The sequence below is a fragment of the Sphingomonas sp. FARSPH genome, from assembly GCF_003355005.1.
Classification (GTDB): Bacteria; Pseudomonadota; Alphaproteobacteria; order Sphingomonadales; family Sphingomonadaceae; genus Sphingomonas.
Genome location: NZ_CP029985.1, coordinates 624770 through 644939 on the forward strand (window position 1 = coordinate 624770; position 20170 = coordinate 644939).

Consider the following 20170-nt stretch of genomic DNA (forward strand, 5'->3'; position numbering starts at 1 on the left):
GAATATCGCTGCGTCGCAACATTCATTGCGACGAACCGAGGCTCGACTTGTCGCAAAGCGCACAGGGCATGGTATCGCGGCAACGGCGCGCCTGTGCGGGAACGGACACAAAAGCGGCGGTCCCGGTCTCCCGGAACCGCCGTTCTCGCGTGATCGCGGAGCGCTCAATCCTGCTGTGTGCGCGCCTTTTCAGCGTCCTCATCATAGCCGGAGGACGGCGCGGGGTCGTTGCTGTGCACGGGCTGCGTCGAGGCTGGCGGATCGCTGGCGTCCATCGATTCGTCGAGCGCCGCGTCCAGCCGCGCGTCGGTATCCGCAGGATCGTCCTGCAACCGCCGATGGATCGACTGGTCCTGCCCGGCATCCTGCCGTGCGTCGCGTCCCTTTTCCTCGTCCGCCGGCGGGGCGACGGCAAGGCTGTCCAAGGCCCGCTGGTCCATTGCGTCGTCTATACCCATCGCACCCTCCTGAAAATCGTTGGATACGTTTTGAAACGATGGCTCCGACGGTTCCGTTCCCCCCGCCTCAGCATCATGCGTCGGGGTGCCCCCGTCACGCGCCAAACGTGAAAAAGGCCCGGCGGGATGGCCGCCGGGCCTTCGTTCTTTCGCCGGCAATGCCGATGCGAAGATCAGTTCCGCTGCGACCCGAACAGGCGCAGCACGAACAGGAACATATTGATGAAGTCGAGGTAGAGCGACAGGGCCGACAGCACCACGGCCTTGCCGACCATGCCCGTGCCTGCGACCTGGAAATACAGGCTCTTCGTACGCTGCGTGTCATAGGCGGTCAGCCCTGCGAACAGCAGCACGCCGATGAAGCTGATGACCAGCGCCAGCGGGCCCGAATGCAGGAACAGATTGATCAGGCTGGCAACGATCAGGCCGACGAGGCCGATGATCAGGAACGTGCCAAACGCCGACAGATCCCGCTTCGTGGTGTAGCCGTAGAGGCTGAGCCCCGCGAAACCGGCGGCCGTCGCGAAGAACGCGCCGGCGATCGACGTGCCGCTATAGACGAGGAAGATCGTCGACAGCGACAGGCCCATCAGCGTCGCGAACGCCCAGAACAGCGCCTTCAGCGTGCCCGTCGAGAAGCGCGCTTGGCCAAAGCTCATCGCGAAGACGATGCCGAGCGGCGCCAGCATCAGGATGAGGCGCAACGCGCCGTTCGAGAACACCGCCGCCGCGGCACCCGACATGGCGAAGCCGAGTGCGACGATACCCGTCAGCAGCACGCCCGAGGCCATGTAATTATAGACCGACAGCATGTACGAGCGCAGACCCGCGTCATAGGCGCCGCTGCGCGCGGCACCGGCGCGCGGGGCACCGAATGGCGCGGCGCTCTGCCGGGGGTCGGACCAGTTTGCCATGGTATCCAAAACTCCTTTTCCCGGCCACATGCCGGATAGGCGAAATATCGGCCCCTGCCCCGCGCTTTTCAAGCGAAACCGCGGATCGTTTCACGGACGCGCAACACAACGTTACAGGCGTGCTTTCGTGGCGCCGCATCGCACGCGCTACTTCTCGCCGAACAGTTCGCGCTGCGCCTTTTCCAGTTCGTCGGCGTAGCGTCGCCGGACGTGTGCCTCGGTCAGCAGACCGAGCACCGTGCCGTCGCGATCGATCACCGCCAGTTCGTCGCGTTGCGCGGCGTCGAACTGCTGCATCACCGCCGCGATGTCGAGGTCGGGGGTCAGCGCGACATCCGCCGCGCGCGCCAGCGTCGCGACCGGCGCGGCCTCGTCCACCCCTTCGGCATGCGCGGCGACCGGGCTGACGATGCCGGCGTAGCGGTCCGCCATGTCGGTGACGACGACGCGGCTTGTCGCGCCGAGCGGAAAGCGGCGACGGAATTCGGCGATGCTCGTCTCTCCCGCGACCGTGTTGGGCTGGCGCCGCATCATCCGCCCGGCGGTCAGCGCCTTGACCCAGCCGACGTCGCGCGCGCTGCGAATCGTCTCGCCGCGCAGGTGGAGTCGCCAGGTCGAGAAGGAATAGCCGAACAGCTGGCGCACGATCGTCGAAGAGACGAGACTTGCCGCCAGCACCGCGCCGGTCAGGCTGAAATTGCCCGTCGCCGACAGCACCAGCATCGTCATCGTGAACGGCGCGCCGACCACCGCGACCGCGAGCGCCGCCATCCCGACCATCGCGGCATTGCCCGCGTTGAGGATCGATTGGCCCGCGACCCAGCCGAGCATGCCCGCATACAGATGCCCGACGAGCGTTCCGAGGAACAGCGACGCGAAGAACAGTCCGCCCCGAAACCCGAAGCCGAGCGAGACGATCGACGCCAGCGCCTTCGCCACCAGCATCCCCGCGACGAAGGCGATCGGCACGCTCGTCATCATGTCGATGTGGAGCGCGCTGTGCCCGGCGGAGAGCACCTGCGGCGACAGTGCGGCGAGCCCCGCCATCAGCACCCCGCCGACGATCGGTCGCGACCAACCGGGCAGGCGCGCGCGCGTCTGCGCCTCCATCAGCGCGACGGCGCGCATGATCGCGATGCCGATCAGCGCGCACGTCACGCCGAGGCCGCCGTACAGGACATAGCCGAAGGTGTGGATTTCCGGCCCCCGGTCGACATGGACGATGTAGGGGACGACGCCCAGCCGCTGCGCGGTCTGCGCGCCGGCCAGCGCCGCGGCGACGACCGGCGCGATCGCCGCGGGGGTATAGGCGCCTATCACCACCTCGAACGCGTAGAAGGCACCCGCGAGCGGCGCGCCGAACGCCGCCGCGATCGCCGCGCCCGATCCCGCCCCCACCAATGTGCGGACATCGCCGCGCCGCAGTTTGAGCCAATGCCCCGCCAGCGACGCTAGCAGCCCGCCCGCCTGTGCATAGGCGGCCTCCAGCCCGACCGACGCGCCGAAGCCGTTCGACAGAATCGTCTGGCCAGAGATGATCGCGCTGTCGCTGGCCGACATCCGGCCGCCGTGCAGGGCATTCGCCTCGACCGCGTCGACCAGCGACCGTCGCCGCGCGCGGACCAGCCGGTTGAACGCGACCAGCACCAGCCCGCCGACGGGCAGTATCGCCAGATGCACCACCCCGAGCGGCGGCGCGCCGCTCAGCCGCACCGCGGGCGGCAGGTCGAACAGCAGATGCTGCAGCGTGCGCGCCAGCGCGCCCTGCACGACCGCGAGCATCCCTGCCCCCATGCCGATCGCGATCGCGAGTGCGACAAACAGAATCTCGATCGACCGGACCTGCCCGCCCAGCCAGCGCAGCCACGCCGGTCCCCGCACGTCCAGGCGCGCCTTGGCGAGGATCGGCGGGGTCGGCAACATGCCGTATCCCTGCCCGTACCGTGCGCGCTTGTCACCCGCTTCGATCGGGCCATCCAGTTCAATCGGTTATACGCAATGCGCCGAACTTGATCGACGGGCGCGCATCCTGTCTGCTGACGCGCGATCCACCAATCGTCCGCCTGGAAAGGCCCCTCGCAATGCCGCGCCTGTTCGTCGCCCTGCGCCCCCCGCCCCCGGTCCGGCAGCGACTGCGCGCACTCGGCACCGGCATCCCCGGCGCGCGCTGGCAGGACGACGAGCAACTGCACCTGACGCTGCGCTTCATCGGCGATATCGACCGGCCCTTGGCGGAAGACGTCGCCGCCGCGCTCGGCGGCGTCCATGCCCCCGTCCCGGCGGTGTCGATCACGGGCGTCGGACGCTTCGAGCATCGCGGGCGCATCGAGGCTCTATGGGCCGGCGTCGCGCCCTCGGAAGCCCTGCGTCATCTGCACCGCAAGGTCGAGCAGGCGTGCGTGCGCGCCGGCCTTCCCCCCGAACGCCGCGCCTTCCTGCCGCATGTCACGCTCGCGCGCTTCTCGCGCAGTGCCGGCGTCGCGCCGGAGATCGGAGGGTGGCTGGCGATGCATGCCGGGCTCGCGCTGCCCGCGTTCCCGTCGTCCCATATCGTCCTCTACGAAAGCCATCTCGGCAGCGCGGGCGCCAGCTACACCCCCGTCGCGCGCTGGCCGCTCGACGTAGGCTGATCGCGCCTGCGGTCGGGCGCGACGACGCCTTGCCTGCCGGAACCGGGCGGGTCATGACGGGTTCGTCAGCGACACGCCTGTCCATACGGGAGACGACCTTTATGCGCGCCCTCATTCTGGCCGGCCTGTCCGGCCTCGCCCTCACCGCCTGCGACCAGACCGAAAAGGTGCAGACGGGCACCCCCGTCGCCGGCGGCGTGCGCGCGGCCGCGATGCTACGCGATGCGACCGGTGCCGATGTCGGCCGCGCAACGGCGACCGATGTCGCGGGCGGCATCCGCTACACGCTCGACGTGCGGGGTCTCCCGGCTGGGACGCATGGCGCGCACATCCATACCGTCGGTCGCTGCGACGCGCCCGATTTCACCACGGCGGGCGGCCATTGGAACCCAACGATGAAGAAGCACGGGACGATGAACCCGCAGGGCCCGCACGAAGGCGACCTGCCCAACCTCATCGTCGGCAGCGACGGCCGCGGCACGCTGGGCGTGACGGTGCCGGGTCAGACGATGGCCGGGCTACTGGATGCGGACGGATCGGCGATCGTCGTCCACGCCGGCCCCGACGATCTGATGACCGATCCGTCGGGCAACAGCGGCGGCCGCATCGCCTGCGGCGTCTTCACCGCCGCCTGATCTTCAGCCTTTGGCGTCTTCACCGCCCGTCGCTCAGATCGCCTCCCCCGCCGCGCGGGCGCGCGCCTCGCGGCTCGCTTCCGCGGCGGGGACCAGGCGGTACGCCGCGATCGCGCAGCCGATCGTGATCGGCGTGGCGAGCAGCAGCGACAGCATCCCCGTCGAAAGACTGCCCGTCAGCGTCGACACGCGCCCCGCCAGATAGGGGCCCATCGCCAGCCCCATCAGCGTCGTGCCGATGAAGAAGGTCGCGGTCGCCGTGCCTCGCATTCGCGGCAGCACCAGGTCCTGCGTCGTCGCCGCAGCCGCGCCCAGCGCGCCGCTCGCGCACAGGCCCGACAGGAACAGGCACAGGTAGAAGACCAACGGCACGCTCGCGGTGAACGCGCCGACCAGGAACGGGATCGGCACGATCGCGCCGAACAGCACCACCGCCAGCCGCCCGGCCGGGTTGCCCTGTCGCAGCCGGTCCGCGACCACCCCGCCCAGCGATACACCCAGGAAACCGGCGAGCGCGCCGCTGCCGCCGATCAGGAATCCCGCCTCCGCCGGCGTCGCGCCCAGCGTGCGCATCGCATAGGGCGCGGCCCAGAAGCTCGCGGCGTAGCTCAGAAAGGCGTTGAGGCCATAGGCGACGACCGTGCACAGGAATGCCGGCGTCCCGACGATCAGCGCGAAGGTCGCCGGGTCGCGCCGCCTGAGCGCGCTCGCCCAGGAAAAGACCGCATAAACGCCGGTGCCGATCGCCAGCCACTGCGGCAACGGTTCGCCAGCGGCACGCAAGGCCGCCACCGCCGCTACGACGAGGCCGAGCGCGAGCAGGTTGACGCCAAGCGCCCGCACGCCGCCGCGCGCCGCGCCGATCAGCGTCAGCGGCGGGATGATCGTCAGCAATTCGTCGAGAAAGGCGCGGAATGGTGCCGGATGCCGCTCGGGCGGCGGCAGCCCTTCGACCGCGCCGCGAATCGGCTCACGCAGCGTTGCGATCCATAACGCGACGATCAGTCCTGGCAGTCCGACCGCGAGGAACGCCGCCTGCCACCCGACCAAACCCAGCGGGCCGCCATGCGGATAGGCACGGTTCCATCCCTGGACGATCAGCCCGCCGATGAACAACGAACAGCCGCCACCGACATAAAGCCCCGCCGAATAAATGGCGAGCGCGGTCGCGCGCAGCCGCTTGGGGAAATAATCGGAGATCAGCGAATAAGCGCCCGGGCTCGCGGTCGCCTCGCCGACGCCGACGCCGATCCGCGCTGCCGCCAGTTGCCCCCCGTTGTGCGAGAATCCCGACAGCGCGGTCATCGTCGACCATAGCGCGAGCCCGATCGTCATCAACCGCACACGATGCCAGCTATCCGCCAGCCGGCCGAGCGGGATGCCGAACAGCGAATAGAAGACGCCGAACGCGGTGCCGTACAGAAAGCCCAGATCCTCGTCGTGCAGGCCAAGGTCGCGCTTGATGTCCTCCGCCAGGATCGAGATCACCTGGCGGTCGACGAAATTGAGCACATAGACGAGGAACAGAATCGCCAGCACGTACCAGGCGTAACGCGACGCCCGCTGCTCCCCGCCCGCGCCGCTTTCGGTCGCCAAAGCCCCGGCCATCGCGCTCTCCTGCATACCGTATCGCCGAAAGACTAGAGCAACGCGACGGCATTGCAAGAGCCGTAGCGATACCGTTTCTTCGATCAATCAGACATGGGCGGGAAAGGGTCGATTCAATGACCTTTGTGTTGCAGTTATGCACCACATCGGGCCCAATTTCATTTTACGCTCATTGCGGTGGGGATATCGCAACAAATAGGGTTGAGTTCCGACGAATTTGAAACATAATTCCTTCGCCTACTGTATACCGTAGGCGGATATGGCGCTGGGGAGCGCCGAAGAGGGGACTTAATAATGCTGACCAATCGTAAGCGGGGCCTCCGCAAGAGGCTTCTCGCATCGGCCTTCTGCGGCTTGATGGTCGTCGCCGGCAACACCGTCGGCGCGCCCGTCGCGCAAGCGCAGGGCTTCTCCACCTTCCTGGGCACCGGTACCGTTGTCGACAGCAACGGCAAGCCGATCGAAGGCGCGACGGTGACCGTCCGCTCGCAGGACCAGGGCTTTACGCGCAGCGTGAAGACGGCGAAGGACGGAACGTACAGCATTCCCGAATTGCGCGACGGCAACTACGATTTCACGGTCGAGGCGCCCGGCTTCGACAGCTACGCGGAAACCGACGTCCGGCTCGTCGCGGGCGCAGCCTCCAACCAGTTCCGGCTCGGTGCGGCGAACGGCGACATCACCGTCACCAGCAAGCGCGTCAAAACGACCGACTTCGACCTGACCACGACCGGCCAGGTGATCAACGTCGCCGACATCGCCACCCGCCTTCCCGTCGCACGCAGCCTGACCGCGATCATTCTGCAGGCGCCTGGCACCGCGGCAGGATCCGGTGCGTTCGGCGGCCTGCCCTCCGTCAACGGTTCGGCGGTTTCGGAGAACGCCTATTTCGTCAACGGTCTCAACATCTCCGACTTCCGCAAGGGGCTGACCCCGGTCGAAATCCCGTTCGAGTTTTACTCGACGGTCGAGGTCAAGACGGGCGGCTTTGCGGCGGAATTCGGCCGCACGACCGGCGGCTTCACCAGCGCCACGACCAAGTCGGGCTCGAACGATTTCCACGGCGGAATGCTGTTCACCTGGAACCCGAACTGGGGCCGTTCGCTCGCCCCCGACACGCTCGGCTCGGACAATGACAGTTCGAAGAGCGAGTCGCGCTCGACGATCTTCCAGCTGTCCGGCCCGATCTGGAAGGACCATCTGTTCTTCTACGGCCTGTATCAGGCCCGCGACAACACGAGCAGCGCCGGCGGCCGCCAGTTCCTGGGCGACCCGCGCACCAACGACGTCAACGATCCGACGAAGTTCCTGGGCACCAGCCGCAGCTATTATTCGACGCATTCGCCCTTCTACGCGGGCAAAATCGACGCGATCATCACCAATGGACAGCGGCTGGAGTTCACCTACTTCAACACGTCGGGCGATGCGGTCAATTCGACCTACGGGAACACGACGAGCCGCGCCAACCGCTTCAACTACATCACAAACACCGACGGCCCCTACAGCGGCCGGACGCTCAGCCAATATGGCGGCGAGAATTACGTTGCGCGCTATACCGGCGTGATGACCAGGTGGCTGACGCTGTCGGCCGCCTATGGTCGCAACGTCAACACGAGCAATTATCAGTCGTTCAACGCGACGAACACGGTCGTGCCCGGCGCCGCCGATTATCGCGATCCGTTCAACACCCAGACCCTCACCGTCGCCGGCGGCAGCCAGGGCATCAACAAGGACGTGCGCAAATTTTACCGTGCGGACGCCGACCTCTACTTCAATCTGCTCGGCTCGCACCACGTCAAGGGCGGGTACGACCGCGAGAAGCTGGCGTCTGACTCGCTCTACCTGCCGTCGGGCAACGGCATCGGTTACGGCATCTATCGCGCGTCGGCGGGGAACCCCTATGGCCTCGCGTCGGGCACCGATTACGTGCAGCAAAGCGTCTACCGCCAGTCGGGCAACTTCACCTCGCTGAACGATGCCTTCTATATCGAGGACAGCTGGTCGCTCTTCTCGAACCGGCTCAACATCAACGCTGGTCTGCGCAACGATCGCTTCACCAACAACAACGCGCTCAACCAGACGTTCTACAAGTCGGGCAATCAGTGGGGGCCGCGCTTCGGCTTTACCTTCGATCCGATCGGCGACCAGCGCGATAAGGTGTATGGCAGCTTCGGTCGCCTCTTTATCCCGGTCGCGTCGAACACGAACATCCGCCTGACCGGCGGCGAAACCTACTTCGTCCGCACCAACCTGTTCGGCGGGATCGGCAACGGCAACGTGCCCATCCTCGGCGCGCCGGTTCTCTACGCGGGTGCGGCCGCCTGCCCGGACGACAAGGTCGCGAACTGCTCGGTCACCGGCAACGGCGAGCCCAAGGAAGCGGCTACCACCGTCTCCTCGACGCTGAAGCCGCAGTCGGCGGACGAATATATCCTCGGCTACGAAAAGCGGCTTGGATCGCGCTGGCGGGTCGGCGCCTTCTTCACCTACACCAAGCTCAACGAGGTGCTGGAAGACGCCGCGATCGACGCCGCGATCGTCAGTTATTGCAACGCGCAGAAGGCGACGGGTTGCAACCAATGGGGCGGGTTCGACCAATATGTGCTGATCAACCCCGGCCAGGGCGCGACGGTGCAGCTCGCCTATCCGATCAACGGCGAGAAGACCGCCCGCACGGTCAGCTTCACCGCGGCCCAACTGGGCTATCCGAAGGCGGTGCGCACCTACAAGGGCATCACGCTGGAGGCGCATCGTGAATTCGACGGCGTGTGGAGCCTGGACGCCTCGTACACCTACTCGAAGACGATCGGTAACTATGAAGGCGGCGTGAAGACCGACAACGGGCAGAGCGATACCGGCCTCACCACCGACTTCGACCAGCCTGGACTCGTCAACGGCACCTACGGCTATTCGCCCAACGACAAGCGCCACGTCATCAAGCTGGCGGGCAGCTACATGTTCTTCGACGCGCTCAACGTCGGCCTCAACCTCCAGGCCTATGCGCCGCGGCGGTACGGTTGCCTTGGTCAGGTGCCGCGGTCGGTCGATCCCTATGCCTATGCCTATGGCGCGGCAGGCCTGTACTGCCAGGTCAACGCGGACGGCAGCATCAACACCGACCCGAGCGTCACCCGTCCGGTGCAGCTGATCCGGCGGGGTTCGGTATTCACGAACGACTGGCTGATCACCAACGATCTCGACATCAGCTACAAGTTCAATGTCGGCAAGGCGGCGATGACGCTGCGCGGGACCGTATTCAACGTCCTCAACCGCCACGCGGTGACGAACCTGAACGAATACGGCACGGACAATCAGGGTCGCGCATCCGCCTATTACCGCACGATCACCGGATACCAGACGCCGCGCAACGCCCGTCTGCAGCTGTCGTTCGACTTCTGATCCCGGCGCGGAAGGCGGCGCTGTGGTGTCGCCTTTCGCGCTGACCGGAGGTCTCTCGAGAAAAGACGATAGTGGACAGGATCATCACGGTGTAGTATTTAACTACCACGCCATCGAAGCCCTGTCGTCGCACGGCTTCCGTTTGTTCCGACCGGCTGCGTTCCCTCGCTGCCATCGGCCACCTGCCGGTCCCGCTCCGTGCGGGGCCGGCTTTTTTCAGGCGCGGAGCGGCGGCCGGCGGGCGCCCTGCTCCAGGCGGCGGAGCAGCGATTCGATCGAGGGGCTTTCGGGCGCGGCGTCAGGATTGCGCGGCAGTTCGACGGTGTCGATCCGCTCCCCCTCGGCGAGCGCGACGCGCGGGCGGAGCGGCGCGACGGGCCGCAGCGGCTCGCGCGGCACGTCGGGGACCGCGCCGGGGTGGAAGGCGGCGAGCGGCTGGTCGAGGTCGGCGGGAATGTCGCGCTCGGCGGGGGGCGGCGGCGGCGCGGTGACCGCACGCGGCTCTGTCGGCGGCGGCATCGGCGCGCCCAGATCGGCGGCCGACATCGGCCGGCGGGCGGGTGCATCGGGATGGGCATCGGCCCGGCGCAGCATTGGCGCATCGTCCTCGCCGCGTCCCTTCGTCATCGGCGCGAGCAGGCCATCGGGCCCGAACAGCAGGAACAGCGCGGACCAGGCGACGGCCGCGGCAATCCCCCCGGCCGCCAGCGCCAGCACCGTCCGCGCGGTAAGGCCCAGCGGCGGCTGCGCGACGGGGAGCAGGGCCGCGACCCCGCTCCGCCACACCCAATCCTCCAGCGTCGAGGCGGGCACCAGCAGGAACGTCGCGGCGGCGGCAAGACCGACGACCGCACCGCCGACGGGCGCGATCCACGGCGCCGCGGCGGCAAAGGTCGGGTTGATGCGGGGCCAGGCTGCCATGATCGATCCAGTGTCTTACGCGATAAGTCGTTGGTAAATCGGTTCGTAACGGCAAATATTTGACGACCAGTTACGTTCCTGTTCGACGAACGTCCGCGCTTGCGCGCGGCGCGCCGGCCATCCGGATCGGTCCGCGAGCAACCCGGCGAGCGCCCGTGCTATCGCGGCGGGATCGTCGGGTGCGAACAACGTCCCCGTCTCGCCGTCGCGGATCAGCTCGCGATGACCGCCGACGTCGGATGCCGCGACCAGCTGGCCCTGCGCCATCGCTTCGAGCGGTTTCAGCGGCGTGACGAGATCGGTCAGCCGCATCCGCTTGCGCGGATAGGCAAGCACGTCGACCAGCGCATAATAATGTTCCACGTCCTGATGCGGCACGCGGCCGACGAAGCGGATCGCATCCGCCGCGGGCGATGCCGCGGCCTGCGCCCGCAACGCCGCCTCCATCGGCCCGCCGCCGACGAGCAACAGGCGCGCGTTCGGCCGGGCCCCGATCAACGCCGGCATCGCCGCGATCAGATCGTCGAGCCCCTCATAATCGTAGAAGCTGCCGATGAACCCGATCGTTTCCGCGCCATCCAAGCCGAGGTCGCCGGCCAGCCGCGGATCGCGCGCCACCGGCGCGCCGAACAGCGAGAGGTCGACGCCGTTGGGCGAGACCGCGATCTTGTCCGCCGCCACGCCGCGCGCGATCAGGTCGCCGCGCAGCCCCTCGCAGATCACCGTCACCGCATCCGCGCGCGCGACCGCCCAGTTCTCGAGCGCGCGCGTCGCGCGATAACGCGCCGATCCCTCGCGCCCCGTCCCGTTGCCCACCGCGGCATCCTCCCAGAAGGCACGGATCTCGTAGACCAGCGGCAATCCGCGACGTCGCGCGACCAGCCAAGCGGCGACCGCGTCGAGCGCGGGCGAATGCGCGTGGAGGATGTCGGGGCGAAACGCGTCCACCGCCGCGGCGATACGCCGGGCGAAGGCGGCGATGCCGCGCGCCTCGCCGATCGGTCCGCTGCCACCGACAGGCGGCGTGCGGTGAAAGGTGATGCCGTCGACCCGCTCGACCGCATCGGGACTTTCGCCCTGCCGCGGCCCGGTCACCGCCGCGACCTGCCACCCGCGCGCCTCCTGCGCCTTCAGGATGGCGCGGGTCCGGAACGTATAACCGCTCTGCAACGGCAGCCCGTGGTCGAGGACGTGGAGTATGCGCATGCCTGGCGCCATGGCATGGACGCGCTTAACGCCGCGTCAACCGGCATGTTCGTAAAGCCGTGGTCGATCGGCGGGCCGAGGCTGGCCGCGCCGGCCCGCATCGGCTCGGGCGACAGCGGCAAGGCAGAAGGGAGCGCGACCAATGATCGACAATTTCGCACTCGGTCTGACGCACGCGTTGCTGCTGTTGGCGGCGTGGCGACTGCTGCGTCGGCCCGATCTCGATTCGGAGAATCCCCCGCCGCGCCACTGGCGCGCGAAGGATTGACGGACCGGCGTGCGCGACCTCGTCTTCATCGCCTTTCTGGCCGCGATCTTCGGCATGGGCTTTCGCCGGCCGTTCCTGCTGGTCCTCGCCTATGTCTATATCGACATCGTCTCGCCGCAGCGCTTGACCTATCTGCTGCTCAACAGCGTGCCGATCTCGTTGATCGCCGTCGCGCTGGCGGTGGGCGGCTGGCTGCTCGCCGATGCGAAGAAGGACAGCCGCTTCGCCCCGCGCCAGGGGCTGATCGCGCTGCTGATGCTGTATTGCTGGGGCACGACGCTGACCGCGGACTTCCCGCTCGACGCCCGGGACAAATGGGACTGGGTGTGGAAATGCCTGGCCTTCGCGGCTTTCCTGCCGCTGACGCTGCGCACGCGGCTGCGCATCGAGGCTCTGCTGCTGTTCATGATCGTGTCCGCCGCGTCGATCATCATCGTCGGCGGGATCAAGACGCTGGCGGGCGGCGGCGGCTATGGCCAACTCGACCTGATGGTGAACAACAATTCGGGGCTGTACGAAGGCTCGACGATCTCCACCGTCGCGATCGCGATCGTCCCCCTGATCGCGTGGTTCATGCGGTTCGGCACGATCTTTCCGCCCGACTGGCGCGTGAAGGGCTTCTGCCTCGCATTGATCTTCGCCTGCCTGTTGATCCCGGTCGGCACGTCGACGCGCACCGGCCTGCTCTGCATCGTGCTCGTCGCGCTGCTGTCGATCCGCAACGCACAGCGCAAGTTGCTGTATCTCGGCCTGATCGGCGCGTGCGCGGTGATGGCGGTGCCGTTCCTCCCCGCCTCCTTCACGCAGCGGATGAGCACGATCGAAAACCACCAGGCGGACGAATCCGCCTCGACCCGCGTCGCCGTCTGGGGATGGACGATGGACTATGTCCGCTCGCATCCGTTCGGTGGTGGGTTCGACGCGTATCGCGGCAATCACATCCGCTACGAGATCAAGCGCGCCGATCCGGCCGCGGGCCCCGCCGCCGCGCTCACCGACACCGCGGTGACCGACAAGGCGCGCGGCTACCACAGCGCCTATTTCGAGATGCTGGGCGAACAGGGCTATTTCGGGCTGGCGCTCTGGCTGTCGATCAGCCTGATCGGCCTCGTTCGTATGGAGGTGCTGCGCCGCCGCTATCGCGACCGCGACGGCGAATTCGCCTGGGCGGGGCCGCTCGCCGCCGCGCTGCAGACCGCGCATATCGTCTACCTGCTCGGCGCCGCCTTCATCGCGATCGCGTTCCAGCCGTTCATCTACATGCTGATCGGCGCGCAGATCGGGCTCGACACCTATCTCGCACGCCGACGCAAGGAGGCGGGCGGGATGGACGGCTTCGTCCGCCGCCGGCCCCCGTCCCCGCCCTTGCCGCCACCGCCGCTGCCCGCGTGAGCGAGCTTCGCGCGCTGACCGGCGCCCGCGGCCTCGCCGCCTGGGCGGTGGTGCTCTACCACATCCGCGGATCGATCGCCGGCCTGCCGCCCCGCGCAGAGGCCGTGCTGGCCAAGGGCTATCTCGCGGTCGATTTCTTCTTCCTCCTGTCGGGCTTCGTCATCTGGCTGACCTGGGGGCCACGCCTGTATGCGCAGGGCATGCGCGCAGTGCCGGGCTTCTGGCGCAAGCGCGTCGCCCGCATCTGGCCGCTGCACGCCCTGATGCTGGCGTTCGCCGCGATGCTCGCCCTGCTGCTCGTCGCGAGTGGGCGGCACGATCCGGCTTTCCCCTTCGCCGAGCTGCCGCTGCACGTCCTGCTGATCCAGAATTGGGGATATACGGACGCGCTACGCTGGAACGACCCGGCCTGGTCGATCAGTTCCGAAGCGGCCGCCTATCTGCTGTTTCCCATACTCGCCTGCACGATCGACTGGCGGCGGCTGCCTGCCGCTGCGCTCGTCGCGATCGCCGCGGCGCTGCTGATCGGGCTGCACGTCGTCATGCGCGACCAGCTGTCGCTCGGCAGCGATATCCCGCGCTTCGGCCTTGCGCGCTGTCTCGCCGAATTCGGCTGTGGCACGGTGCTTGCGGCGCTCTACCTGCGCCGTCCGTCGATCGTCTGGCCGGCAATCGTCGGCGCTGTCGCCCTGGCTGCGCTTGTCGCGGGCGCGCCGGAGACGGCCACCGTGCCGGCAGCCTTCGCCGCGCTGCTGCTCTTGCTTGCCCTCACCGCGGGCCTGCGCGGCAATCCGCTCGAAACCCGCGTGATCCATTATCTGGGTGACATCAGCTACGCGACCTATCTGTCGCATTTCCTGCTGTGGAAGGCGTTCAAGCTCGTCCGCGATGCCGGCGCGGTGCCGGGAGGCATGATCGCCGCCTATCTGCTGCTCGTCCTCGCCGCATCGATCGCGCTCTACCATCTGTGGGAACGCCCGGCGCAGCGTTGGGTCAATGCAGCGCCCCTTTCCTGAGGGGAAAGGAGCGCCGCGTCGTGGCTTCAGGCGTCGGCGAGTTCCTCGGTCAGCGCCTGGATGATCGCGTCGTTGAACGCGGGGATGTCGTCCGGCTTGCGGCTGGTGATGAGGTTGCCGTCGACCACCACCTGCTCGTCCTCGACATCGGCGCCGGCATTTTCCAGATCGGTACGCACCGACGGCCAACTCGTCACGCGGCGGCCGTCGACGACATCCGCCTCGACCAGCAGCCACGGCGCGTGACAGATTGCGGCGACGATCTTGTCGTCCTCCATGAACTCGGTGACGATCTCGACCGCACGTTCCTGCAGCCGCATCTTGTCCGGATTGCCGACGCCGCCGGGCAGCACCAGCGCATCGTAATCGTCGGTATCGACCTGATCGAGCGTGATGTCGGGGGTGATGCTGTCGCCCTTTTCGCTGTCGTGGACGACGCCCTGGATCGCATCGGTCTTGATCGACGCCAGCGTCACCTTGGCGCCGGCATCGAGAAGCGCCTGACGGGGCTTGAACAATTCGTCCTGCTCGAACCCGTCGGTGGCGAGCATGAGGACGCGGGCTTGGCTGAGATCGGCCATGATCGGGGAACTCCTTTGGGGATTGCGAAGGGGATCGCGCGCCTTCCAACACGCGCCCGCGCCGGCCGTTCCGGAACGAAGCGACGGACCGCGCATTTTCCACGATCCGCAACCCATTGTTTCGATTGGGAGACCAAGGTGGCTGCCCGCATCGTCTATTGCGATGATTCCAAGCCCGGCATCACACGCAGCAAGGTGCGGAACGGCTGGGCCTATTTCGACACGAACGGCGCGCGGATCACCGACCGGGACGAGATCGACCGGCTGAACCGGGTCGGCCTGCCCCCCGCCTACACGAATGCCTGGTACTGTCCGAAGGCGAACGGCCATATCCAGGCGGTCGGCTGGGACGAGAAGGGGCGCAAGCAATACCGCTACCACACCGACTTCCGCGAGGCGCAGGAGGCGGCGAAGTACGAACGCTGCGCCGAATTCGGCCACGCGTTGCCCGATCTGCGCCGTGCGGTCGAACGCGACCTTGGCATGCGTGCCCTGACGAAGGATCGCGCCGTCGCTGCCGTCGTCCGCCTGCTCGACGTCGCCAACATCCGCGTCGGCAACGAAGCCTATGCGCAGGCGAACAAGAGTTTCGGCGCGACGACGTTGCGCAAGCGGCACGGCACGGTGCGCGGCGATACGCTGAAGCTGCGCTACAAGGGTAAATCCGGCAAGGAGCGCGACTGCGCCGTGACCGACAAACGCCTTGCCGCGACCGTGCGCCGGATGCAGGACCTCGACGAACAGCATCTGTTCGCGTGGGTCGATGCTGACGGGGTGGCGCACCCCGTCACGTCGTCCGACGTCAATGCCTATATCAAGGCGGCGACCGGCGGCGACTTTTCCGCCAAGCATTTCCGCACCTGGGGCGCGAGCGTCTGCGCGTTCGAGGCGCTGGCGACGGCGGAGGCGGACCTCAGCCTCAAGGCGATGCTGGAACCCGTCGTCGAGCGGCTGGGCAACACACCCGCGATCGCCCGCAAGAGCTACGTTCACCCCGCGCTGATCGCGCTCGTCAAAACCGGGCAGAGCGCGTTCCGCAAGGCACTGCGTCTGCCGCGCGCCGGCCGCTGGCTCAGCCGTGAGGAGCGCGGCCTGATCGCGTTTCTCGAGGCGGGCACCCCAGCATCGAAGCCGCCCGCGACGCTTGCGCCGGAAGCGTTGAAAAAGGCGGCATAACGCATTTTGTGGCACGACGGACGCGTTTACCGCATCCGACCCCGCCCAAAACGACAGGATACGCATGGCCAATTCCGCCGCCGCCGGACAGCCCGTCTTCGACCCCGGTTCCGTGCAACGTCAATTCGGCGCGCTGGTCGGCGAAAGCCAGCTGTGGCTGCGCGACCATTGGCTCCACATCCTGATCGCCTTCGTCGCCGGCACGGTGATCGTCCTGGCGCTGCACGGCCTGCGTCGCCTCGGCGACCGCCTGTGCCGCCGCGACGCATCGCTGCACGGATGGGGCACGGTGATCGGCCGGACGATCGCGCGCACCAACAACTTCTTCATCGTAATGCTCGCCGCAAAACTGGTCGCGGGCTATGCCGGCGCGCCGGGGCAGGTCGCCACGACGATCGGCTTCCTTTGGATCGTCGCCTCCGTCTTCCAGGCGGCGATCTGGGCGCGCGAACTGATCCTCGGCGGGATCGAACATCGTACCAGCGCGGAAAACTATTCCGGCGAAGCGTTGCTGTCTGCGCTTGGCCTGATCCGCCTGCTCGTTTCGGCCGTTCTGTTCGCGGTGGCGCTCGTCGTCGTGCTCGACAATCTGGGAGTCAACGTCACCGGTCTCGTCGCGGGGCTCGGCGTCGGCGGCATCGCGATCGGTCTCGCCGCACAGGGCATCTTCGCCGACCTGTTCGCGGCTCTCGCCATCATCTTCGACCGGCCGTTCCGCCGCGGCGACACGATCAGCTACGGATCGAGCAGCGGCACGATCGAATCGATCGGCCTCAAATCGACGCGCATCCGCGCCTTCACCGGCGAGCTGCGGATCATCTCCAACCGGCAGCTGCTCGACAAGGAAATCCTGAACACCGCGGTGCGCGACCATATCCGCCTGAGCTTCACGATCGGCGTCACCTACGAAACGCCGCCCGACACGCTGGAGCGCGTGCCCGCCATCCTGCGCGAGATCGTCGAGGCGGAGGGCGGCAAGGTCGCACGGTCCGGGTTCGAGACGTTCGGCGCCTCCAGCCTCGATTTCGCGCTGCAATTCGACATTCCGGGCAACGACTGGGCAACCGCCCACCCGATGCGCGACCGGATCATGATCGCGCTGATCCGTCGCTTCGCCGCGGACGGCATCGGCATCGCCTATCCGACGCAGACGACCTACACCGCCGCCCCCGACGGCCGCCTCGTCATGCCCTATCCGGATGGCAAGCCGACGATCTGACGCGGCGAGTAGGCCTAGCCACTCATATTTTCGAACAACGGGTTCGCTGATTTCTCCAGACCAGGCTAGGCCGGTGACGCGAATTCAAAAATCCGGTTCTTCGATCTTGCCCCGCGCTTGCCCCTTGGCCTACAGGAGCGCAAGCAAGATCGAGGGGAAAGCCGTTGGCCGAACTGACGCCCGAGCAGATGCACGCTGAGGTGGGGACGGAGAGCGTCTCCGACTGGATCGAGGTGACGCAGGCGATGATCGATCTGTTCGCCGACGCGACCGGCGATCACCAATTCATCCACGTCGATCCCGAAGCCGCGGCGCGAACCCCCTTCGGCGGCACGATCGCGCACGGCTTCCTCACCCTGTCGCTGATGCCCGCGCTCGCCGCGAAGACGCCCGACGCACCGCGCCTCGCCGGCGTGCGGATGGGCGTCAATTACGGCGGCAACAAGGTGCGCTTCCTCACCCCCGTCCGCGCCGGCAGCCGGGTGCGCGGCCGGTTCAAGCTGCTCGATTTCGCTGAAAAGCGGCCCGGCCAGTTCCAGCAGACCACCGAATTCACCGTCGAGATCGAGGGGCAGGACAAGCCCGCGCTGATCGCCGAATGGATCGGCCAAGCCTTTGTCTAAGTCCTTTCTCTAAATCCTTTTCATCATCCGCCAATCGCACGCTCCGGCGTGACCATAAGGGAGTTTCCGCCATGCGCTCCGCCGTCATCGTTTCGACCGCCCGCACCCCCATCGGCCGCGCCTATCGCGGCGCGTTCAACGCCACCACGCCGCAGGCGCTCGCCGCGCATGCCATCGAACACGCCGTCAAACGCGCAGGCCTTGAGGGTGGGGAGGTCGAGGACGTCGTCTTCGGCGCCGCGCTGCAACAGGGTCATCAGGCGGGCAATATCGCACGTCAGGCGCTGCTGCGCGCCGGGCTGCCAACCAGCGTCGCGGGCATGTCGCTCGACCGTCAGTGCGCCAGCGGCCTGATGGCGATCGCCACCGCCGCCAAGCAGATCGTCCAGGACGGCATGGACATCGCGATCGGTGGCGGCGTCGAGAGCATCAGCCTGGTCCAGACGCCGCAGATGCGCGTCGCACCCGACAAGCAGCTGATCGCGATGCACGACGACATCTACATGCCGATGCTGCAGACCGCCGAGATCGTCGCCAAACGCTACGGCATCGGCCGCGATGCGCAGGACGCCTATGGCCTCCAGTCGCAGCAGCGCACCGCCGCCGCGCAGGCCGCGGGCAAGTTCGACGACGAGATCGTGCCGCTGTCCACCGTGATGGACGTGGTCGACAAGGCGACCAAGGAGGTGTCGAAGAAGGACGTCACCCTGGCGAAGGACGAGGGCAACCGGCCGGAGACGACGCTGGAGGGGCTGCAGTCGTTGCAGCCGGTGGTCGGGCCCGAGGGCCACATCACCGCGGGCAACGCCAGCCAGCTGTCGGACGGCGCGTCGGCCAGCGTGCTGATGGAGGAAAGCGTTGCCGCTGCGCGCGGCCTCACCCCGCTCGGCCGCTACGTCGGCATGGCGGTGGCCGGCACCAAGCCCGACGAAATGGGCATCGGCCCCGTCTTCGCCATTCCCAAGCTGCTCGAAAAGAACGGCCTGACGATGGGCGACATCGGCCTGTGGGAACTGAACGAGGCGTTTGCGGTGCAGGTGCTGTATTGCCGCGACACGCTCGGCATTCCCGACGAACTGCTCAACGTCAACGGCGGCGCGATCTCCATCGGCCACCCCTATGGTATGTCCGGCGCGCGCATGACCGGTCACGCGTTGATCGAGGGCAAGCGCCGCGGCGCAAAATATGTCGTCGTGACGATGTGCATCGGCGGCGGCATGGGCGCGGCCGGCCTGTTCGAGGTGCTGTGAGGTTGAAGCGGTAACGCCAAGGGTGTATATAGGGTCTCGGCATTGTCATCGTGCCATCTTGTGTGAGCCCCGGTCGTTGCAGCGACCGGGGCTCAAACGTTTGGGGCCCGGGTTGCAGCCCGAGCCCCGCCCGTGTGCTTACTTCCTCCGCGTCTCGGCGATCTTTACGGCCAAGGCCGCAAAGCCGATCGAGACGGTCAGGATCTGGCACAAGTCGGACACCGTCATCGTGGTCTCCACCTTGTGGTGACGGCAGGATTGCCGCCGCCGGTAGCATGACCGGCCCGCCGGTGTTGCGCAACCAACCCCCCGCGCGCTCGTTCTCCGATGCGAACCTCACATTTCGGGAGAGTGACGATGGCCGACCATGACGATCCGCGGGAAATCGCCGACAAGTTCCTGTCCAAGCTGAAGGCCAGTCCGTTCGTGATGATCGGTCTGACCAATGGCGAACATAGCGAGCCGATGACGGCGCAGCTGGACGACGATCGGCCCAACACGCTGTTCTTCTTCAGCGGTCGCGACAACCGTATCGCCGGCGGCGGTGACGCGATGGCGCAGTTCGTCGGCAAGGGTCACGATTTCTTCGCCTGCCTCGCCGGCACGGTGTCGCAGGACAACGACCGCGCGCAGATCGACCGCCTGTGGAATAACCAGGTCGAGGCCTGGTTTCCGGGCGGCAAGGAAGACCCCAACCTGACGCTGCTGCGCTTCGACATCGACAGCGCGGAATTGTGGGAAACCGACCTCTCGCTGTCGGGCCGCGTCAAGATGCTGTTCGGCGGCACGATCCGCAGCGACGAGACGAGCAGCCACGCGGTGGTCGACTCGGTCGCCTGACCGATCATCGACTTGGCAAAGGCAAGGGCGCGGA

General features: G+C 67.3%; 18 protein-coding genes. 11 read left to right on the plus strand and 7 right to left on the minus strand.

Annotated features, from left to right (window positions below; genetic code table 11):
* Positions 1 to 164 precede the first annotated feature (164 nt).
* From DM480_RS03160 to DM480_RS03170, 3 genes are all read right to left on the minus strand, one after another.
* The gene (locus tag DM480_RS03160; protein ID WP_198665885.1) at positions 165 to 458 is read right to left on the minus strand and encodes a hypothetical protein; all 294 of its coding nucleotides are present in this window, start codon (positions 456 to 458) and stop codon (positions 165 to 167) included.
* Between the two features lie 173 nt (positions 459 to 631).
* A complete protein-coding gene (locus tag DM480_RS03165; protein WP_115377519.1) occupies positions 632 to 1372 on the minus strand; it encodes a Bax inhibitor-1/YccA family protein in 741 nt (246 codons plus the stop codon).
* A 147-nt stretch (positions 1373 to 1519) separates the two neighbouring features.
* Positions 1520 to 3295 carry a chloride channel protein gene (locus DM480_RS03170; protein ID WP_115377520.1) on the minus strand — a complete coding sequence of 592 codons (1776 nt, stop codon included), beginning with the start codon at positions 3293 to 3295 and terminating at the stop codon, positions 1520 to 1522.
* A 158-nt stretch (positions 3296 to 3453) separates the two neighbouring features.
* Between DM480_RS03170 and thpR the strand changes: the two genes are divergently transcribed.
* Positions 3454 to 4002, plus strand: a complete 549-nt coding sequence (gene thpR, locus DM480_RS03175) for an RNA 2',3'-cyclic phosphodiesterase (RefSeq protein ID WP_115377521.1) — start codon at positions 3454 to 3456, stop codon at positions 4000 to 4002.
* Between the two features lie 101 nt (positions 4003 to 4103).
* Positions 4104 to 4637 carry a superoxide dismutase family protein gene (locus DM480_RS03180; protein ID WP_115377522.1) on the plus strand — a complete coding sequence of 178 codons (534 nt, stop codon included), beginning with the start codon at positions 4104 to 4106 and terminating at the stop codon, positions 4635 to 4637.
* Between the two features lie 33 nt (positions 4638 to 4670).
* On the opposite strand, the gene DM480_RS03185 is transcribed toward DM480_RS03180, so the two are convergent.
* On the minus strand, positions 4671 to 6245 hold the full coding sequence (locus DM480_RS03185; RefSeq protein WP_115380728.1) for a spinster family MFS transporter: 1575 nt from the start codon (positions 6243 to 6245) through the stop codon (positions 4671 to 4673).
* A gap of 294 nt (positions 6246 to 6539) precedes the next feature.
* Here DM480_RS03185 and DM480_RS03190 point away from each other — a divergent pair, with 294 nt between their 5' ends.
* Positions 6540 to 9644, plus strand: a complete 3105-nt coding sequence (locus tag DM480_RS03190) for a TonB-dependent receptor (RefSeq protein ID WP_115377523.1) — start codon at positions 6540 to 6542, stop codon at positions 9642 to 9644.
* A 216-nt stretch (positions 9645 to 9860) separates the two neighbouring features.
* Here the strand turns inward: DM480_RS03190 and DM480_RS03195 are convergent, their stop codons facing one another.
* Positions 9861 to 10565 carry a hypothetical protein gene (locus tag DM480_RS03195; RefSeq protein WP_115377524.1) on the minus strand — a complete coding sequence of 235 codons (705 nt, stop codon included), beginning with the start codon at positions 10563 to 10565 and terminating at the stop codon, positions 9861 to 9863.
* 15 nt (positions 10566 to 10580) lie between these two features.
* A complete protein-coding gene (locus DM480_RS03200) occupies positions 10581 to 11771 on the minus strand; it encodes a TIGR04063 family PEP-CTERM/XrtA system glycosyltransferase (protein ID WP_115380730.1) in 1191 nt (396 codons plus the stop codon).
* 142 nt (positions 11772 to 11913) lie between these two features.
* Here DM480_RS03200 and DM480_RS18685 point away from each other — a divergent pair, with 142 nt between their 5' ends.
* Genes DM480_RS18685 through DM480_RS03210 form a run of 3 tightly spaced genes read left to right on the plus strand, consistent with a single transcriptional unit; the run spans position 11914 to position 14447 of the window.
* A complete protein-coding gene (locus tag DM480_RS18685; RefSeq protein WP_269801931.1) occupies positions 11914 to 12039 on the plus strand; it encodes a hypothetical protein in 126 nt (41 codons plus the stop codon).
* A 9-nt stretch (positions 12040 to 12048) separates the two neighbouring features.
* Entirely contained in the window at positions 12049 to 13431 is a 1383-nt protein-coding gene (locus DM480_RS03205) for a DUF5935 domain-containing protein (RefSeq protein WP_115377525.1), read from the plus strand.
* Entirely contained in the window at positions 13428 to 14447 is a 1020-nt protein-coding gene (locus DM480_RS03210) for an acyltransferase family protein (RefSeq protein WP_115377526.1), read from the plus strand. The genes DM480_RS03205 and DM480_RS03210 overlap by 4 nt, the downstream gene beginning before the upstream one ends.
* 26 nt (positions 14448 to 14473) lie before the next feature.
* Here the strand turns inward: DM480_RS03210 and DM480_RS03215 are convergent, their stop codons facing one another.
* Positions 14474 to 15028 (minus strand): type 1 glutamine amidotransferase domain-containing protein, encoded by a 555-nt coding sequence (locus DM480_RS03215; RefSeq protein WP_115377527.1) that lies wholly within the window; start codon positions 15026 to 15028, stop codon positions 14474 to 14476.
* A gap of 138 nt (positions 15029 to 15166) precedes the next feature.
* Between DM480_RS03215 and DM480_RS03220 the strand changes: the two genes are divergently transcribed.
* The 5 genes from DM480_RS03220 (at position 15167) to DM480_RS03240 (ending at position 20136) form a co-directional block, all read left to right on the plus strand.
* Positions 15167 to 16204: a DNA topoisomerase IB gene (locus DM480_RS03220; protein ID WP_115377528.1), complete on the plus strand. Its 1038-nt coding sequence runs from the start codon at positions 15167 to 15169 to the stop codon at positions 16202 to 16204.
* Positions 16205 to 16268: 64 nt separating this feature from the next.
* On the plus strand, positions 16269 to 17423 hold the full coding sequence (locus tag DM480_RS03225) for a mechanosensitive ion channel family protein (RefSeq protein WP_115377529.1): 1155 nt from the start codon (positions 16269 to 16271) through the stop codon (positions 17421 to 17423).
* Between the two features lie 188 nt (positions 17424 to 17611).
* Positions 17612 to 18046, plus strand: coding sequence for a MaoC family dehydratase (locus DM480_RS03230; protein WP_115380732.1), 435 nt, complete (start codon positions 17612 to 17614; stop codon positions 18044 to 18046).
* A 71-nt stretch (positions 18047 to 18117) separates the two neighbouring features.
* On the plus strand, positions 18118 to 19296 hold the full coding sequence (locus tag DM480_RS03235; RefSeq protein WP_115377530.1) for an acetyl-CoA C-acyltransferase: 1179 nt from the start codon (positions 18118 to 18120) through the stop codon (positions 19294 to 19296).
* Positions 19297 to 19653: 357 nt separating this feature from the next.
* The gene (locus tag DM480_RS03240; RefSeq protein ID WP_115377531.1) at positions 19654 to 20136 is read left to right on the plus strand and encodes a pyridoxamine 5'-phosphate oxidase family protein; all 483 of its coding nucleotides are present in this window, start codon (positions 19654 to 19656) and stop codon (positions 20134 to 20136) included.
* The last annotated feature ends 34 nt before the right edge of the window (positions 20137 to 20170 follow it).

Excerpts from the sequence above, each read along its gene's own strand:
- DM480_RS03160 (WP_198665885.1), bottom strand. The coding sequence starts at position 458 with ATGGGTATAGACGACGCAATGGACCAGCGGGCCTTGGACAGCCTTGCC.
- DM480_RS03165 (WP_115377519.1), bottom strand. The coding sequence starts at position 1,372 with ATGGCAAACTGGTCCGACCCCCGGCAGAGCGCCGCGCCATTCGGTGCC.
- DM480_RS03170 (WP_115377520.1), bottom strand. The coding sequence starts at position 3,295 with ATGTTGCCGACCCCGCCGATCCTCGCCAAGGCGCGCCTGGACGTGCGG.
- thpR (WP_115377521.1), top strand. The coding sequence starts at position 3,454 with ATGCCGCGCCTGTTCGTCGCCCTGCGCCCCCCGCCCCCGGTCCGGCAG.
- DM480_RS03180 (WP_115377522.1), top strand. The coding sequence starts at position 4,104 with ATGCGCGCCCTCATTCTGGCCGGCCTGTCCGGCCTCGCCCTCACCGCC.
- DM480_RS03185 (WP_115380728.1), bottom strand. The coding sequence starts at position 6,245 with ATGGCCGGGGCTTTGGCGACCGAAAGCGGCGCGGGCGGGGAGCAGCGG.
- DM480_RS03190 (WP_115377523.1), top strand. The coding sequence starts at position 6,540 with ATGCTGACCAATCGTAAGCGGGGCCTCCGCAAGAGGCTTCTCGCATCG.
- DM480_RS03195 (WP_115377524.1), bottom strand. The coding sequence starts at position 10,565 with ATGGCAGCCTGGCCCCGCATCAACCCGACCTTTGCCGCCGCGGCGCCG.
- DM480_RS03200 (WP_115380730.1), bottom strand. The coding sequence starts at position 11,771 with ATGCGCATACTCCACGTCCTCGACCACGGGCTGCCGTTGCAGAGCGGT.
- DM480_RS18685 (WP_269801931.1), top strand. The coding sequence starts at position 11,914 with ATGATCGACAATTTCGCACTCGGTCTGACGCACGCGTTGCTGCTGTTG.
- DM480_RS03215 (WP_115377527.1), bottom strand. The coding sequence starts at position 15,028 with ATGGCCGATCTCAGCCAAGCCCGCGTCCTCATGCTCGCCACCGACGGG.
- DM480_RS03225 (WP_115377529.1), top strand. The coding sequence starts at position 16,269 with ATGGCCAATTCCGCCGCCGCCGGACAGCCCGTCTTCGACCCCGGTTCC.
- DM480_RS03230 (WP_115380732.1), top strand. The coding sequence starts at position 17,612 with ATGCACGCTGAGGTGGGGACGGAGAGCGTCTCCGACTGGATCGAGGTG.
- DM480_RS03235 (WP_115377530.1), top strand. The coding sequence starts at position 18,118 with ATGCGCTCCGCCGTCATCGTTTCGACCGCCCGCACCCCCATCGGCCGC.
- DM480_RS03240 (WP_115377531.1), top strand. The coding sequence starts at position 19,654 with ATGGCCGACCATGACGATCCGCGGGAAATCGCCGACAAGTTCCTGTCC.